This window comes from Pseudoalteromonas sp. (assembly GCF_041613455.1).
In the GTDB taxonomy this organism is placed as follows: Bacteria; Pseudomonadota; Gammaproteobacteria; order Enterobacterales; family Alteromonadaceae; genus Pseudoalteromonas.
In genome coordinates, this window is sequence record NZ_JBFJHD010000063.1 from 1 (window position 1) to 14,990 (window position 14,990).

At 44.4% G+C, this 14,990-nt stretch carries 14 protein-coding genes; 5 read left to right on the forward strand and 9 right to left on the reverse strand.

Features of this window, described 5'->3' with window-relative positions; translation table 11 throughout:
• From ABYB02_RS08100 to lpxB, 3 genes are all read right to left on the reverse strand, one after another.
• Positions 1-667: PHP domain-containing protein (locus ABYB02_RS08100; RefSeq protein WP_372761962.1), on the reverse strand; the 667-nt coding region annotated here is incomplete at its 3' end.
• Positions 668-669: 2 nt separating this feature from the next.
• Positions 670-1,272 carry a ribonuclease HII gene (rnhB, locus tag ABYB02_RS08105; RefSeq protein WP_372761963.1) on the reverse strand — a complete coding sequence of 201 codons (603 nt, stop codon included), beginning with the start codon at positions 1,270-1,272 and terminating at the stop codon, positions 670-672.
• Complete coding sequence (lpxB, locus tag ABYB02_RS08110) at positions 1,262-2,419, reverse strand: lipid-A-disaccharide synthase (protein ID WP_372761964.1); 1,158 nt, start codon at positions 2,417-2,419, stop codon at positions 1,262-1,264. The genes rnhB and lpxB overlap by 11 nt, the downstream gene beginning before the upstream one ends.
• Positions 2,420-2,719: 300 nt before the next feature.
• On the opposite strand from lpxB, the gene ABYB02_RS08115 reads away from it, so the two are divergent.
• From ABYB02_RS08115 to cydC, 5 genes are read left to right on the forward strand one after another with little or no spacing between them, the layout of a single operon-like run.
• Positions 2,720-4,300, forward strand: a complete 1,581-nt coding sequence (locus tag ABYB02_RS08115; RefSeq protein WP_372761965.1) for a cytochrome ubiquinol oxidase subunit I — start codon at positions 2,720-2,722, stop codon at positions 4,298-4,300.
• Positions 4,300-5,439 (forward strand): cytochrome d ubiquinol oxidase subunit II, encoded by a 1,140-nt coding sequence (cydB, locus tag ABYB02_RS08120; protein WP_372761975.1) that lies wholly within the window; start codon positions 4,300-4,302, stop codon positions 5,437-5,439. Before ABYB02_RS08115 ends, cydB begins: the two co-directional genes overlap by 1 nt.
• A 12-nt stretch (positions 5,440-5,451) precedes the next feature.
• Positions 5,452-5,616 carry a cytochrome bd-I oxidase subunit CydX gene (gene cydX, locus ABYB02_RS08125; RefSeq protein WP_372761966.1) on the forward strand — a complete coding sequence of 55 codons (165 nt, stop codon included), beginning with the start codon at positions 5,452-5,454 and terminating at the stop codon, positions 5,614-5,616.
• Positions 5,606-7,393: a thiol reductant ABC exporter subunit CydD gene (gene cydD / locus ABYB02_RS08130; RefSeq protein WP_372761967.1), complete on the forward strand. Its 1,788-nt coding sequence runs from the start codon at positions 5,606-5,608 to the stop codon at positions 7,391-7,393. The genes cydX and cydD overlap by 11 nt, the downstream gene beginning before the upstream one ends.
• Entirely contained in the window at positions 7,386-9,128 is a 1,743-nt protein-coding gene (gene cydC / locus ABYB02_RS08135; protein ID WP_372761968.1) for a thiol reductant ABC exporter subunit CydC, read from the forward strand. Before cydD ends, cydC begins: the two co-directional genes overlap by 8 nt.
• Here the strand turns inward: cydC and ABYB02_RS08140 are convergent.
• The 6 genes from ABYB02_RS08140 to bamA all read right to left on the reverse strand — a co-directional run bounded on the left by ABYB02_RS08140 (position 9,125) and on the right by bamA (position 14,940).
• A complete protein-coding gene (locus ABYB02_RS08140; RefSeq protein ID WP_372761969.1) occupies positions 9,125-9,511 on the reverse strand; it encodes a septal ring lytic transglycosylase RlpA family protein in 387 nt (128 codons plus the stop codon). The genes cydC and ABYB02_RS08140 overlap by 4 nt on opposite strands.
• A 144-nt stretch (positions 9,512-9,655) precedes the next feature.
• On the reverse strand, positions 9,656-10,426 hold the full coding sequence (lpxA, locus tag ABYB02_RS08145; protein WP_372761970.1) for an acyl-ACP--UDP-N-acetylglucosamine O-acyltransferase: 771 nt from the start codon (positions 10,424-10,426) through the stop codon (positions 9,656-9,658).
• A 2-nt stretch (positions 10,427-10,428) separates the two neighbouring features.
• Entirely contained in the window at positions 10,429-10,881 is a 453-nt protein-coding gene (gene fabZ, locus ABYB02_RS08150) for a 3-hydroxyacyl-ACP dehydratase FabZ (protein WP_372761971.1), read from the reverse strand.
• Between the two features lie 28 nt (positions 10,882-10,909).
• Complete coding sequence (lpxD, locus tag ABYB02_RS08155; protein WP_372761972.1) at positions 10,910-11,932, reverse strand: UDP-3-O-(3-hydroxymyristoyl)glucosamine N-acyltransferase; 1,023 nt, start codon at positions 11,930-11,932, stop codon at positions 10,910-10,912.
• 7 nt (positions 11,933-11,939) lie between these two features.
• Positions 11,940-12,458 (reverse strand): OmpH family outer membrane protein, encoded by a 519-nt coding sequence (locus ABYB02_RS08160; RefSeq protein ID WP_372761973.1) that lies wholly within the window; start codon positions 12,456-12,458, stop codon positions 11,940-11,942.
• A gap of 10 nt (positions 12,459-12,468) precedes the next feature.
• Entirely contained in the window at positions 12,469-14,940 is a 2,472-nt protein-coding gene (bamA, locus tag ABYB02_RS08165) for an outer membrane protein assembly factor BamA (RefSeq protein ID WP_372761974.1), read from the reverse strand.
• Positions 14,941-14,990: the final 50 nt, after the last annotated feature.

Here is a 14,990-nt window from a genome sequence, read left to right on the forward strand (position 1 = left end):
AACCATCAAAAATAGCCACGCGAATTTCGTGTGCTTCAAAGTTTTCCGGCTTTAAAAATACCACTTCGTTAGTGGCCACCACTGGCAGCTGCTCTTGGGCGGCAAGCTCCACCGCCATATGTAAATAGTTTTCTTCTTGCGGACGATTGGTTCTGATCAGCTCAATATAGTAATGATCACTAAAATGCTGTTTATAAAAGCTGACCACCGACTCCACAATGCTGGCATTCCCTTTGAGCAGCGCTTTACCTAAATCACCATCTTTAGCGCCAGAGAGCAAAATCAGCCCGTCTTTTAAATCAATCAGCCAATCTCTGTCTATCACCGGGCGATGAAATACATGACCCCGTTGATACGCTTTAGAAATTAATAAGGTGAGGTTTTTATAGCCTTGATTATCTTTCGCTAAAATAGTGATGCGACTTGGCTCGTCGGCAAATTCGGGGCTACGCAACCAAAAATCAGCACCGACAATCGGCTTAATACCGGCATTGTGGCTGGCACCATAAAAGCGCACCAAGCCACATAGGTTCATTTGATCGGTAATTGCCAGCGCAGGCATTTGCAGCTCTTGCGCTTTCGCTACAATAGGCTTGGTTTTGGCAAGGCCATCTACCATCGAAAAGTCGGAGTGCACCCTTAAGTGTACAAAATCAGGAGCCGCCATGGTTACGCCTCGCCATTAGCACGGGCTAATACCCGCTGCACCGGTTTAAAGCTTTTGCGGTGTTCGCTAATTGCGCCATATTGTTCAAGCGCGGCAAAATGCGCTTTGGTAGGGTACCCCTTGTGCCCGGCAAAACCATATTGCGGGTGGCGCTTATCCAGCTCCAGCATTTCTTCATCCCGTGCCACTTTGGCTAAAATAGATGCGGCTGAAATTTCTGCCACTAAACTGTCGCCTTTCACAACCGCTTCGGCTGGCATGGGTAATTTAGGAATGCGATTACCATCGATAAACACAAATTCTGGTTGCACAGCTAACCCTGCTACGGCGCGAGTCATGGCGACCATAGTCGCTTGTAGTATATTCAGCTGGTCAATTTCTGTGGGACTACAGCGACCATAAGCAAAGCACAACGCTTTTTCTTTTATTTCGCTGGCCAATGCTTGGCGCTTTTTATCGGTTAACTTCTTAGAATCAGCCAGCCCAGCAATGGGGTTCGTGGGATCTAAAATAACCGCAGCAGTCACTACATCGCCCACCAGTGGGCCGCGGCCAACTTCGTCAACACCGGCAATTAAGGTTACGTTAGGTCGTTCAATCTGCATTTATTAACTCCGCCACAGCGTTCGCTGCTTGTTTGCTGGCATTTAATCGAATATTTTGGTGAATGGCTAAAAAGCGTGCTTTTAGTGCTTTATTATCGCTATTGAGCATAGGCGTAAGTGCCGCCGTTAGGTTAGCCACATTACACTCGGTTTGTAAAAATTCTGGCACTAACTCTTCGTCGGCTAATAAGTTAGGCAACGAAAAATATTTGATATTAAAAGTGAATAACGTTTTAAAGATCCAATAACTCAGTGGCTTTATTTTATAGCCCACCACCATCGGCTTTTTATACAGCATGCCTTCTAGTGTCGCGGTGCCAGAGGCTAATAAAATGGCATCCGCCGCTTGCATTGCTAATTTTGACTGCCCATCGAGTAGCTTAATCTTGAGCGTTGGCGCGGTCGCGGTCAAAATCTCGCTAAATTGTACTTTGCGCTTTTCGTTTACTAAAGGCACAACTATTTTTAGCGCTGGATTTTGCGCTTGTAACTGCGCCGCGGTTTGAATATACGTTTCACTCAGTAGCCCAACCTCTGAACCACGACTGCCCGGCAACAAGGCGAGCACTTTATCCTCAGCTGCCAGTCCGAGCTCTGCGCGCGCTTGGCTGTCGTCATGCTCTAAAGCAATGTCATCTGCTAAAGTATGCCCTACAAAGGTACAAGGGACTTGGTGTTTGTCGTAAAACTCTTTTTCGAATGGTAATAACGCCAAGACTAAGTTGGTCGCCGCACTAATGGTATGAATGCGTTTTTCACGCCACGCCCACACCGAGGGGCTAACATATTGCACGGTTTTAATCCCCGCGTCTTTCAGTGGCTTTTCAACACGCAAATTAAAGTCGGGCGCATCAATACCAATAAATACATCGGGCGGATTATCGATAAAGTGTTGCACCAGTTGCTTGCGTATTTTAAGTAAACGTGGCAGTCGACCCAGTACTTCAACTAGCCCCATTACCGACAACTCATCCATGTCAAACAGGGTTTTACACCCTTGCGCCTGCATTTTGGGCCCGGCAATCCCTTCAAAAATGGCCTCAGGGAAGTGCTCTTTAAGTGCTTTTATTAAGCCTTCACCTAATATATCGCCCGACAGTTCGCCTGCCACAATACCAATACGAAGTTGTTTTTTTTCTTTATTCATTTGATTTTTTCACACGAAAACAAGGCGCTTATTAACTCTAGTTTACCGCGTTTTCGCATTGGATTAAACGCTTAAAGCGAACTGGCTAAATTTGCTGAAATCCAACACCTTACTGTATACTTTTGCTACTGTACAAACATCAAACATACGTTAGTTTATGTTACGACGCAATTAACGTTGACAACGTATACACAAAAGTAAATACTAACGAAGTTTCAGTAATTACTGAAACCTTATCAAAAAAGCACACCGTCTAATTTTTGTTTTGTGTTGTATCGCAACACAAACTAGGAGCTAAACATGATAGATGAAGTCTTTGTCGATCTATCGCGATTGCAGTTCGCTGTTACCGCCCTGTTTCACTTTTTATTTGTACCGTTAACCATAGGTATGACTTGGATCTTAGTGATTATGGAGTCGGTTTACGTGATGACCGGCCGCGAAATTTATCGCGATATGACTAAGTTTTGGGGGAAGTTATTTGGTATCAACTTTGCAATTGGCGTGGCAACCGGCCTCACCATGGAATTTGAGTTTGGTACTAATTGGTCTTATTACTCCCATTATGTGGGCGACATCTTTGGCGCCCCTTTGGCGATTGAAGGCTTAATGGCGTTCTTTTTAGAGTCGACCTTTGTGGGCATGTTCTTTTTAGGCTGGGATAGACTCTCAAAGCGCCAACATCTTATGGCGACCTTTTTAATGGCGCTGGGCACCAATATGTCGGCGTTGTGGATTTTAATCGCCAACGGCTGGATGCAAAACCCGGTGGGCGCAGAGTTTAACTATCAAACCATGCGCATGGAAATGACCAGCTTTGCCGAACTGGTATTTAACCCGGTAGCGCAAGTTAAATTTATTCATACCGTATCGGCTGGCTATGTTGCAGCATCGATGTTTGTGCTTGGTATTAGTGGCTATTATATTTTAAAAGGACGCGACTTAGCGTTTGCGAAGCGGTCGTTTTCGGTGGCATCGGGCTTTGGTTTAGCCTCTATATTTTGTGTGATCTTGTTAGGCGACGAATCTGGGTACGAAGTCGGTGAAGTGCAAAAAGTAAAACTGGCCACCATTGAAGCCGAATGGCACACCGAGCCCGCGCCGGCGGCATTTACATTAGTTGGCTTTCCTGATTCAGAACAGCAAGTTACGCATGCTGCAGTAAAAATCCCCTACGCGTTAGGGATCATTGCCACCCGCTCTCTCGATGAGCAAGTAACGGGTATTAACGACCTAGAAAAACAACACGAAGTGCGTATTCGTAATGGCATGATAGCGTATCAATACCTTGAGAAGCTCAGAGGGGGTGATGAAACGCCAGAAAACATCGCTAAATTTAACAGCCTCAAAGACGACTTAGGCTATGGCTTATTACTTAAACGCTATACCCCCAATGTGGTCGATGCCACTGAACAGCAGATTCAACAAGCCGTTAAAGACTCATTTCCAAAAGTGGGCCCGATGTTTTGGTCATTCCGTATTATGGTCGGCTGTGGGGTTATTATGCTAGGGGTATTTATTTTGGCCTTTTATTACAACGCGCAGCGTGTTATTGAGCAAAAACGCTGGTTATTGTGGGCCACCGTATTTAGTATTCCACTACCCTGGATTGCCATAGAGTTTGGCTGGATTGTGGCTGAGTACGGCCGCCAACCTTGGGCGATATCGGAAGTGCTGCCAACCTTTTTGGCCACCTCTAGCTTAACCGTCAACGACATTTTAATTAGTTTAACTGGTTTTGTTATTTTTTATACCGGCCTTGCCATTGTAGAAGGTTGGTTAATGCTGCGCTTTATTAAGCAAGGCCCCAGCTCGTTACACACGGGTAAGTATCACTTTGAATTACCAAACCACACAACAGCACACCAAGGAGAGCAATGATGATTTTTGATTATGAAACATTAAAAATGCTGTGGTGGTTAATCATCTGCGTGTTATTTATTGGCTTTGCGGTGACCGATGGCATGGATATGGGCGTGGCAATATTGCTGCGCCTGGTTGGCAAAACTGACTCAGAACGTCGTACTGTAATAAACACTATCGGTCCACACTGGGATGGTAACCAAGTGTGGTTAATTACCGCCGCGGGAGCCCTGTTTGCAGCCTGGCCTATGGTGTATGCCGCCGCATTCTCAGGCTTTTACTTTGCCATGATGTTGGTACTATTTGCCCTATTCTTTAGGCCATTAGGATTTGATTACCGCAGTAAAATAGACTCGCCGCGTTGGCGCAACAACTGGGATTGGGGCTTGTTTTGCGGCAGTGCCATTCCGGCACTGGTTTTTGGCGTAGCGATTGGTAACTTGTTTTTAGGCGTGCCCTACAGCATCGACAACTTATTACGAGTTAGTTACCAAGGCTCTTTTTTTGCTTTACTGAACCCCTTTGCGCTACTCGCAGGCTTAGTCAGTGTGAGCATGTTAATTGCTCATGGTGGAATGTGGTTACAACTGCGTACTGATGCACAGGTTGCGGCACGGGCAGCGCAATATGGTCGCTATGCACTGATGGTGTTTATAGTGTTATTTGCCGTAGCAGGCATCTGGGTCGCTAATTTAAACGGCTATCAAATCGTCGCTATGGGTGATACGCAAGGCTATGCAAACCCGTTGGGTAAAGCCGTGAGCACCACACAGGGCGCATGGTTAGCGAATTACAGCGCGCGCCCTTGGACCATGAGCTTCCCTATTTTAGCGTTTGCCACGGCAGTAATAGCCTTGTTGTGCTCTAAATTTAACAAACCGGCGTTGGCCTTGTTGGCAACTAGCCTAATGTTAATTGGCGTGATTATGACCGCGGCGGTGTCATTGTTCCCCTTTATTATGCCATCAAGCAACAACCCTAATATTAGTTTAACAATGTGGGATGCGGTATCGAGTCATATGACACTCAATGTGATGTTTATTGCGGTGGTTATTTTTGTGCCAATTATTTTAACTTACACCATCTGGTGTTATGTGAAAATGTGGCGTCGCGTCACCGTCGATGAAATAGAAAACAACCCTCACGGCAGTTATTAAGGAGACTAAACTATGTGGTATTTCGCTTGGATTTTAGGGGTACTTTTAGCCTGTACCTTAGGGGTAATAAATGTAATGTGGTATGAATTTCAGCAAAATAAAAACAGTATTGCTGAAGATGAACAAGCACTGCATGATTTACTCAATGGCAATAACGCACCTAAAGATGACCACTAACCCCCGCCCTGATCGCGCGCAGCAGCAAGCGTTGCGCGCTTTTTTAAAACTGCAAAGTAAACCCGCTGCAATGTTGTTAAAGCTGAGCATTGCACTGGGCACCGTGAACGCATTATTAATGATTGCCGGCGCTTATTTATTGGCCCAAGCGATTCATAACGTGATGTTTACAGGCAGCCGTTTAACCGAGGTCACTCACTTACTGTGGCCTTTAGCTGGCATTGTGTTACTGCGTGCGCTTTGTTTAGCGCTGAGTGAGCGTTTAAGTGCCTTTGCCGCGCTGCAAATAAAATCGGCGATGCGCCACACATTACTTAATAAGCTTAGCCTGCTTGGGCCAAGCTATGTAGCGCAACATGGGCATGGCGCGACACTCAATACCTTGCACAATGGTGTTGAAGCCCTACACGACTATTACGCTAAATACTTACCCGGCGTGGCCTACAGCGCACTGATTCCACTGGCTATTTTAGTGGTTATTTTTCCAACCGATTATAAAGCAGGGCTGATCTTTTTATTAACCGCGCCCCTTATTCCCTTTTTTATGATTTTAGTGGGTTCCAAAGCCGAAGCGCTTAATCAGCAACGGTGGCAGCAATTAGCCGTTTTAGGTAACTACTTTTTTGACCGTGTACAAGGCTTAACCCAATTAAAACTGTTTAATGCAACGCGCAGCGAGCTGCAACAAATCGCAAAAATATCAGATGATTTTAGACACGCTACACTCGACGTATTAAAAATTGCGTTCTTATCCTCGTTTGCGCTGGAGTTTTTAGCCACCATTAGCGTAGCGCTGGTTGCGGTTATTATTGGTTTTAGGTTGTTTTTTGGCACCCTCGATTTTGCAACGGGCTTTGTTGTGCTGTTGTTAGCCCCCGAATTTTATTTACCGCTGCGCCAATTAGGCAGTCATTACCATGCACGCTTACAAGGCATTAGCGCTGCCGCTGACATGGTGACTATTTTAAATACGCCACTGCCAACTGAAACAAATACAACGATAGCGACCGCTAACACGCATAGCCGTTTTGACACTATTCACTCAATCAGTGTTCACGCGCTTAATTATACTTATCCCGAGAGTAACGAGGGCATTAAAAATATCAATTTAACCCTTCCGAGCACTGGCTTAATTGCGGTTGTGGGCAGTAGCGGCTCTGGGAAAAGTACGCTTTTTGATTGCCTGTTAGGCTTTCACCCTGAGGTAATTAATCACATCCATATTAATCAGCAAACGTTAACCGCTGCCGATATAACGCAACTGCAAAATAGCATCGCTTGGATCCCGCAACAGGCAACGCTGTTTTACGATACCATTGCCGCTAACATTAAATTAGCCAATCCTCATGCCACACAGCAACAGCTTGAAAATGCAGCTGCACAAGCTGGCGTACTGGAATTTATCAATACCCTGCCCAATGGCTTTAACACTCTGCTAGGTGAGCAAGGCGAAGGCTTGTCGGGCGGGCAAAAACAACGTATCGCCCTTGCCCGTGCGTTTATTAAACAAGCGCCTATCTTAGTACTTGATGAGCCCACCGCGCACCTTGATAGCCAAACAGAGCAGCATATTCAAACTGCGATTAATGACTATGCGAAAAATAATTTAGTGCTGGTGATTGCTCACCGCTTAAACACCGTGAAACATGCCGATAACATCCTGGTGATGCGCAATGGCGAAATCGTAGAGCAAGGTCAGTTTGCCGCGCTTGCAGCGCAACAAGGGGCATTTACTAAATTATTAACCACCGCGCAGCAAGGAGTGATAGATGCGTAATTTTATGCGCTTATTAGCGTTGTGCGCACCGCATTATAAAGCCATGTTATTAGGCACGTTTTTAGCCACTATTACGGTACTGGCAAATGTGGGGTTACTGGCTATTTCTGGTTGGTTTTTAGCGTCGATGGCTGCGGCGGGGCTGGCCGGCGTACAGATGAACTACTTTACCCCAGCAGGTACCATACGCTTTTTAGCGATTGTACGCACCGCCTCGCGCTATGGTGAGCGGTTAGTAACGCATAACGCCACGTTTTTATTACTCAGCGAAATACGCACCAATGTATTTGCCACCTTAAGTAAGCTTAATAATGTTGATTTAGCCATGAGCCGCAGTGCGGATATCGTTAACCGCTTACAAAATGATGTAGACGCCCTCGATAAATTTTACTTAAACGTGTTACTGCCAATGCTAGTCGCGCTGTTAAGCGTGCCAATCATCATGTTATTTATGTCGGCTTACAATGCGCAAGTTGCACTCATTTGTTTTATCGCAATTGTGCTTATCGGGGTTATTTTACCGGCGATATTAAGTGCTAAATTAACCACAAACAGCCATAAAGAAAGCGAGCTCAGTGCCCAACTTCGCGCTGAGCTTTCTGATACCTTAACCGGTCTTAGAGAGCTGAGCATTTACCAAGCACGGCCGCAACAATTAGCTAAATGCGCGCAACTAAGCGAGCACTATAATCAACAATTATATATTCGCCATAAAGCGTTAGCCAATAGCGAGGGGTTAAGTTTACTGGTGGTGCAATTAGCCATGCTGGGCGCCATCATCACTATTGTGCCCTTGGTATACAATGGCGTTATGCCCAATGTAGAGCTTGCCATGCTAAGCTTATTTGTATTGGCCAGCTTTGAAAGTGTCTTGCTATTACCCAATGCATTTATTGAGTTACCGGGCGTGCTGAGCGCGGCAGAGCGCTTATTTACGCTTGAAGATAAAGTGGCTCATTCAACGGCAAAAAATAAACTGCCTCTCGCTGAGTACGACATCGAGCAAGCTTATACACTCACCTTTAACAATATTAGCTACCATTACGATCAGCACGCGGCATTAACCGATATTAGTTTTACGCTCAAGCCACAGCAACACGTAGCCATAGTAGGCCGAAGTGGCAGCGGTAAAACCACACTGGTAAATTTACTCACCGGGTTATGGCCGCTACAACAAGGCAATATTAGCTTACATAATCAACACAGTTCGCTGGCTTTAGATGCATTAAATAACGATAGTCGTGCACAGCTAATTACTATATTAGCGCAGCAGCATCATATTTTTGATGGCACGCTGGGTGAAAACTTACGTTACGCCGCCGCTAATGCCAGCGCAGCACAAATGATCGCGGCGCTTAAAGCTGCGCAGCTTGAGCCATGGTTTAATGCACTAAAGAATGGCTTAGATACTCGCCTTGGCACCGGTGGACGCAAGGTATCGCAAGGACAATCACGGCGCATCGCCATTGCGCAAGCATTACTTAAACAACCCGCTATATTGGTGCTCGATGAGCCCACAGAAGGCCTAGACAACCACGCTAAACACGCGGTAATGCAGGCAATAATGCATGCTATGAATCACGCCAGTGTACTGACCATTACTCACGACCCGGCGCTACTGGCGCAAATGGATAATATTATCTGGTTAGAGCATGGCAACATCATAGCGCAAGGCACTCATCAACAGCTTAGCGATGAATATAATGATTATCTGTCGTTAACGACGCGCTTTTAATCATTTAAAACAGTGAGCGATACATCTATAACGCCGACTTTAGGGTCGGCTATTTTTTTAAACATCCCCTTTGATAAATCAATAATACGGCCACGCACATACGGGCCTCTGTCGTTTATTGTTACCACAACCGATTTATTATTCGCTAAGTTAGTTACTGTTACTTTAGTGCCAAAAGCAAATGTTAAATGGGCGGCTGTTGCTGCGTGTTGACTGAAGCGCTTACCACTGGCAGTTGTTCTGCCGTGATATTTATCAGCATAAAACGAGGCTTTGCCGACTTGAGTATGCGCAGCTGTTGATGGTTCAACCCGCGAAGAGCTACTACAAGCGGCTAAAATTAAACAGCAAATAACAGTGAAAATTAACTTAGATAAATGCATGGTACAGCTTCTGTAATATAAATTAACCGCATACTAGCCTAGCTAGGCTGAGCATTGACTGACTAAATTAATTGCAAACAATAAAAAACCACCGTCGATTTATTATCTAAGGTGGCTTTAAGTGATTAAAACACAGTGAGCGGTTTATCTTACGATGCCGCGCTCTGAGCTTTTCACAAAATCAATCATTAACTGTACGCCAGGGTACTTAGCGGCGTCTTCACTGAGCGCAGCAACCGCTTCATCAACACTTAAGCTCTTGCGATAAAAGGTTTTGTACGCACGGCGTACGGCCATAATCTCATCGCTTTCAAAGCCACGACGTTTCATACCTTCGGTATTAATAGCTGCCGGTCCTGCTGGCATACCTATGGTAGTGACAAACGGCGGGACATCTTTGTTAACACCCGAGTACATACCGACAAAAGCATGCGCGCCAATTTTACAAAATTGGTGTACACCCGAATTGCCGGCAAGAATAACCCAGTCACCTACGTGAACATGCCCTGCAACACTGGCATTATTGGCAAAAATAACGTTGTCGCCAATCACCGCATCGTGCGCCACATGGGTATAAGCCATAAATAAGTTATTACTGCCTATAATGGTAACGCCCTGATCTTGAATAGTACCACGGTGAATGGTGGCACATTCGCGAATAATATTATTGTCGCCAATAATAAGCTGGGTTGGTTCGTTGTCGTACTTTTTGTCTTGGCAGGCCTCGCCTACCGACGCAAATTGAAAAATATGATTGCCGCTGCCTATCGTAGATGGGCCTTTAACAACAACATGCGATTCAATAATACAGTTATCGCCAATGACCACATCATTGCCAATATAACTATATGGGCCCACAGAAACATTACTGCCGAGCGTTGCGCCTGGTTCGATTATTGCGGTAGGATGGATCACAATTAAAACTCTCTTCTCGCACACATAATTTCGGCACTACATACTACTTGGCCATCGACTTTTGCTTCAGCTGCAAACTTCCATAAATTACGACGCTCCTTTAAGAATTCAACGTGTAAATGCATAGTATCACCCGGTAATACCGGCTTTTTAAAGCGCGCATTGTCCACGGCAGCAAACAAATAAAGTTCATTTTCACTTCGGTTTTCAACCGTTTTAAAGCCTAATAAGCCCGTTGCTTGAGCCATTGCTTCTAATATTAGTACACCTGGAAAAATGGGCTGATTTGGAAAGTGCCCAGTAAATATCGGTTCGTTTATCGACACATTTTTAATCGCATGCAACGATTTACCTGGTGTAAAGTCAATAACTCTATCAACTAATAGCATCGGATAACGATGCGGTAATAAACTTAAAATTTCTTGAATATCTAGGCTATTTAATTCGTTTGCCAAAATAGCATCCTCATTAGTGTTCAACGGTTTATGGCTTGGTTAATTGTTCAAGTGCTTTAATACGACTTTTCATTTCAGAAAGGTTTCGCAAGTGAGCGATTGATTTACGCCATTCTTTATTAGTCGTATGCGGCATACCAGATGAATAAATACCTGGCTCGGTAATTGACTTAGTTACCATACTCATGCCGGTAATTATAACACCATCACAGACGCTCATGTGACCATTAATTGCAGTCATACCGCCTATTTGGCAATTTTTACCTATCGTAACACTACCCGCAAGTACTGTGCAGCCCGCAATCGCGGTGCCTGAGTTAACTTCGACGTTGTGTGCAATTTGACACTGGTTATCAATAATCACATTGCTGTGAATGATCGTATCGTCCAATGCACCGCGATCTATAGTAGTACTGGCGCCAATTTCAACTTTATCGCCGATGATCACCGAACCCAGTTGTGGAATTTTAATCCATTGCCCGCGTTCATTCGCATAACCAAAGCCGTCACTGCCAATCACACTACTTGCTTGAAATAAACAATCTGAGCCAATTTCCACATCATGATAAATGCTGACATTAGACCAAAGCTTACTGCCAGACCCTATTTTAACCCTTTCACCAATAAAACTATTAGCGCCTATTTGTACGTTATCACCAATCACTGCGCCGGCTTCTATCACCACATTAGCGCCAATGGCAGCACTGCGACTAATATGCACATCGCCATGGATCACTGCACTTGGGTGCACACCCACAGACGCTGAGCGGGGCGTAGTATCCATCAATTGCGCAAGTTTGGCATAACTCACATAGGGATTAGCAACAATCAGCTTGTTGCCATTAAAGTAAGGGGCATCGGCGGCACTAACAATAACCGCGCTTGCTTGCGTAGTTTCCAGCTGCGCGCGATATTTTTTATTCGCTAAAAATGCAATATGCCCTGAGCGGGCATGTGCAAGTGTAGCTATTTTTGTTATTTCTAAAGCGCCATCACCGTGTAGCTCGGCGCTTAGAAGTTCCGCTATTTGCGAAAGCGTATAGTTTTGCATAACTTATTTATTTCTTACTAACAGCAGTTACAACTTTATCTGAAAGGTCAGTTACTTTTTTAGGGTTAAAGTAAATAGTAGTGTCTTTTACTTTAACTTCATCAAAGTCGCCGTCTTTTGCGATATCTTCGATTGTTTTAATGATTAAGCCCTGCACTTTTGCCAGCTCTTGGTTTTGGCGTGCTTTAATTTCTTGCTCAAGCGGACGACCCACTTCAGCTAAGTTTTTTTGCATACCTTGAATTTTGTCACGTAGCGCGTCTTTTTGCGCTTGGCTCATGGTCGTGCTTTCACGCTTAAACTTTTCAGCTTCAAAGCGAATATCGCCTTGTAGCTTTTCAAGCTCTTGACGACGCTCGGCAAACTCAGCTTGCAACGCTTGCTCAATTTTAGCCATTTGTGGAATTTGCTTGTAGATTTCTTGCATATCAACAATGCCCACTTTGTGTGCAAATGCGTTAACTGAAGTACCCATCATAAGTGTGGCTAACACAGCAACTGCCGTTGATTTAAATAATTTTTTCATAAAATACTCCTTAAAAAGTGTTACTAATATTAAAGCTAATCGTCTTGGTATCGTCATCTTCTTCTTTTTGCAATGGATACGCAAAACTGATCAGCATAGGACCCATCGGAGAGATCCACTGTAATGATAAACCGGTTGATACTCTAAAGCGCATTGGATCAGAGTAATCATCTAACTTGGCACGCTCATCGGCAGGTAAGTTTTGGTAACGGTCTACGTTAAACTCGGTATCCCACACGTTCGCAGCGTCAACAAAGAAGCTAGTTCGAACTGAGCTGGTGTTTTCTTCGTCTAAGAACGGCGTTGGCACAATAAGTTCCATACCCGCTACCGCCTTCGCGTTACCACCAATTCGACCTTGCGGTATTAATTGGTCAAACTCAGACGAGCCCGCGATATTACCTGTGGTAGAACCATCAGGTAATGGCGTGCCCGGAATCGATTGCGGAATGCGCGAAATAGCGCGTGGTAATATCGTATTTCTATCAAAACCACGTAATTCCATTTCGGTAATACGGAAAAACTCTTGGAATGGTAATACTTGATCATAACCATTAGTGGTGCCGTAACCATTACCGTAACCTAATGCGGCACGGGTTGAGAAAACCCAGCGATGGTCATTTGAAATCGGCCAGTAAAAACGCGAATCATAATTTAACTTAAAGTACTGTAAGTCAGAGTTCGGCGTAGTTGCGGTTAAGTTCAAGGTTTGACGTGAACCCGCGGTTGGGAATAAGCCACGGTTAACCGTAGTACGTGACCAGCCCACACTGAGCTCATACTTAGTAAAGTCAAAGCCCGCATCGGGGTTATTTGGGTCTAAGAAAGTTTCACGTAAAATTCGCGTTTGCTCATATTCAGCAATATCCGACAGCTCTTCTTGGATCCAACGTACACCAAAGTTAATGCGATTCACCGCATCAATTGGAAAACCAATGTTAGTGCCTAAACCATAGCTTTTTGAACGGTAGTCAATCAGGCTAAATTTACTGGCATCGTAGTTGCTGTAAAAAATACTGCTGCCTTGCGATACACCGTCCGGCGTAAAGTAAGGGTCGGTGTAAGAGACACTAACTCGCTCTGAACCACGTGACGTGTTGATATTAAAACCAATTTGATTACCCGTCCCTAAAAAGTTAGATTCGGTTACGCCAATATTAAACTGCAGACCTAAGTAGGAACCATACGCAAGACCAGCATTAAAGCTCCCCGCCGATTGCTCTTTAACAGTAAAATCAACATCCACTTGGTCATCAACACCTGGCACTGGCACCACGTTAAAATCAACTTTTTCCATGTACGGCAAACGTTGAATTTGTAGTTTTGAACGCTCTAAGCTTTGATTAGATAACCACGCCCCTTCCAGTTGCGTCATCTCACGGCGTACCACTTCATCGGCCGTATTTTGGTTGCCGCCAACAATAATTCGACGTACATAAACACGTTTACCCGGATTAACCGACAGCGTTAATTGTACTTCTTGATTTTCGTCGTCAATTTCTGGAATGGTGCGCACTTCGGCATTGGCATAGCCAAAACGGGCTAAGTAGCTTTTAATAAACTCTTCTGATGAGGTGACCACCGAGCCGTTATATAGCTCGCCGGCTCGAAGCGGGATCACGCTTTTAATTAAGTCTTCGCGGCCAAGTAAATCACCTATAAAATCAAAGCCTTTTACTTTGTATTTTACGCCTTCAGTGAGGTTAGCAGTCACATACACTGAATCACGCTCAGGGCTTACCGACACTTGCGTTGAATCTATATTAAAACGAATGTAACCACGGTCGAGGTAATAGCTGCGAATTTTTTCTAAATCGCCTTCAATGGTTTGTTTTTGGTAGCGATCGCTGCCCATAAACTGCCACCAAGGTAAATCTTGCTTCGATTCAACCAGCTGCAGTAATTCGTCATTGGAGAACAGCTCATTCCCGACCAAGTTAATTTGACGAATAGATGCGGCATCTCCTTCATCAAATTTTAATTTAAGTTTTACCCGGTTACGCGGTAATTTAGTAATACTAATATCAACTTTCGCGTTGTATTTACCAATACTGTGAAAAAACTCAACTAAGCCCTTTTCAATGTTATCGATAACCGTTTCATCTAACGGCTCACCTTGACGAATATCTTGTTGATCAAGCGACTGTGTCAGCTGCTCGTCTTTAATATCTTTATTACCTTCAAACTCAATAAAGCTAATCGTTGGGCGCTCTGTTACTTTAAAAATAACATTATTACCGTCACGAAGCGCTTTTATATTGTCAAAGTGACCCGAGCGATAAAGAGACTTGATTGTTTTTGAAATCGTGTACTCATCAACATTATCGCCTACGTTAATTGGAATATGCGTTAATGCAGCACCCAGTGCTACTCGCTGTAATCCTTCAACTTTGAGATCTTCAACAATAAAGGAGTTTTGGCCTAGGGCTGCAAAACTTGCACCCAATAAACTTGAAACTACCAAATGTGTTTTTATAGCCATTTTATTATATTTATCCTTTACAACTGTATTACCGCTTAGCATCGAAAAGT

Excerpts from the sequence above, each read along its gene's own strand:
- rnhB (WP_372761963.1), bottom strand. The coding sequence starts at position 1,272 with ATGCAGATTGAACGACCTAACGTAACCTTAATTGCCGGTGTTGACGAA.
- lpxB (WP_372761964.1), bottom strand. The coding sequence starts at position 2,419 with ATGAATAAAGAAAAAAAACAACTTCGTATTGGTATTGTGGCAGGCGAA.
- ABYB02_RS08115 (WP_372761965.1), top strand. The coding sequence starts at position 2,720 with ATGATAGATGAAGTCTTTGTCGATCTATCGCGATTGCAGTTCGCTGTT.
- cydB (WP_372761975.1), top strand. The coding sequence starts at position 4,300 with ATGATTTTTGATTATGAAACATTAAAAATGCTGTGGTGGTTAATCATC.
- cydX (WP_372761966.1), top strand. The coding sequence starts at position 5,452 with ATGTGGTATTTCGCTTGGATTTTAGGGGTACTTTTAGCCTGTACCTTA.
- cydD (WP_372761967.1), top strand. The coding sequence starts at position 5,606 with ATGACCACTAACCCCCGCCCTGATCGCGCGCAGCAGCAAGCGTTGCGC.
- cydC (WP_372761968.1), top strand. The coding sequence starts at position 7,386 with ATGCGTAATTTTATGCGCTTATTAGCGTTGTGCGCACCGCATTATAAA.
- ABYB02_RS08140 (WP_372761969.1), bottom strand. The coding sequence starts at position 9,511 with ATGCATTTATCTAAGTTAATTTTCACTGTTATTTGCTGTTTAATTTTA.
- lpxD (WP_372761972.1), bottom strand. The coding sequence starts at position 11,932 with ATGCAAAACTATACGCTTTCGCAAATAGCGGAACTTCTAAGCGCCGAG.
- ABYB02_RS08160 (WP_372761973.1), bottom strand. The coding sequence starts at position 12,458 with ATGAAAAAATTATTTAAATCAACGGCAGTTGCTGTGTTAGCCACACTT.
- bamA (WP_372761974.1), bottom strand. The coding sequence starts at position 14,940 with ATGGCTATAAAAACACATTTGGTAGTTTCAAGTTTATTGGGTGCAAGT.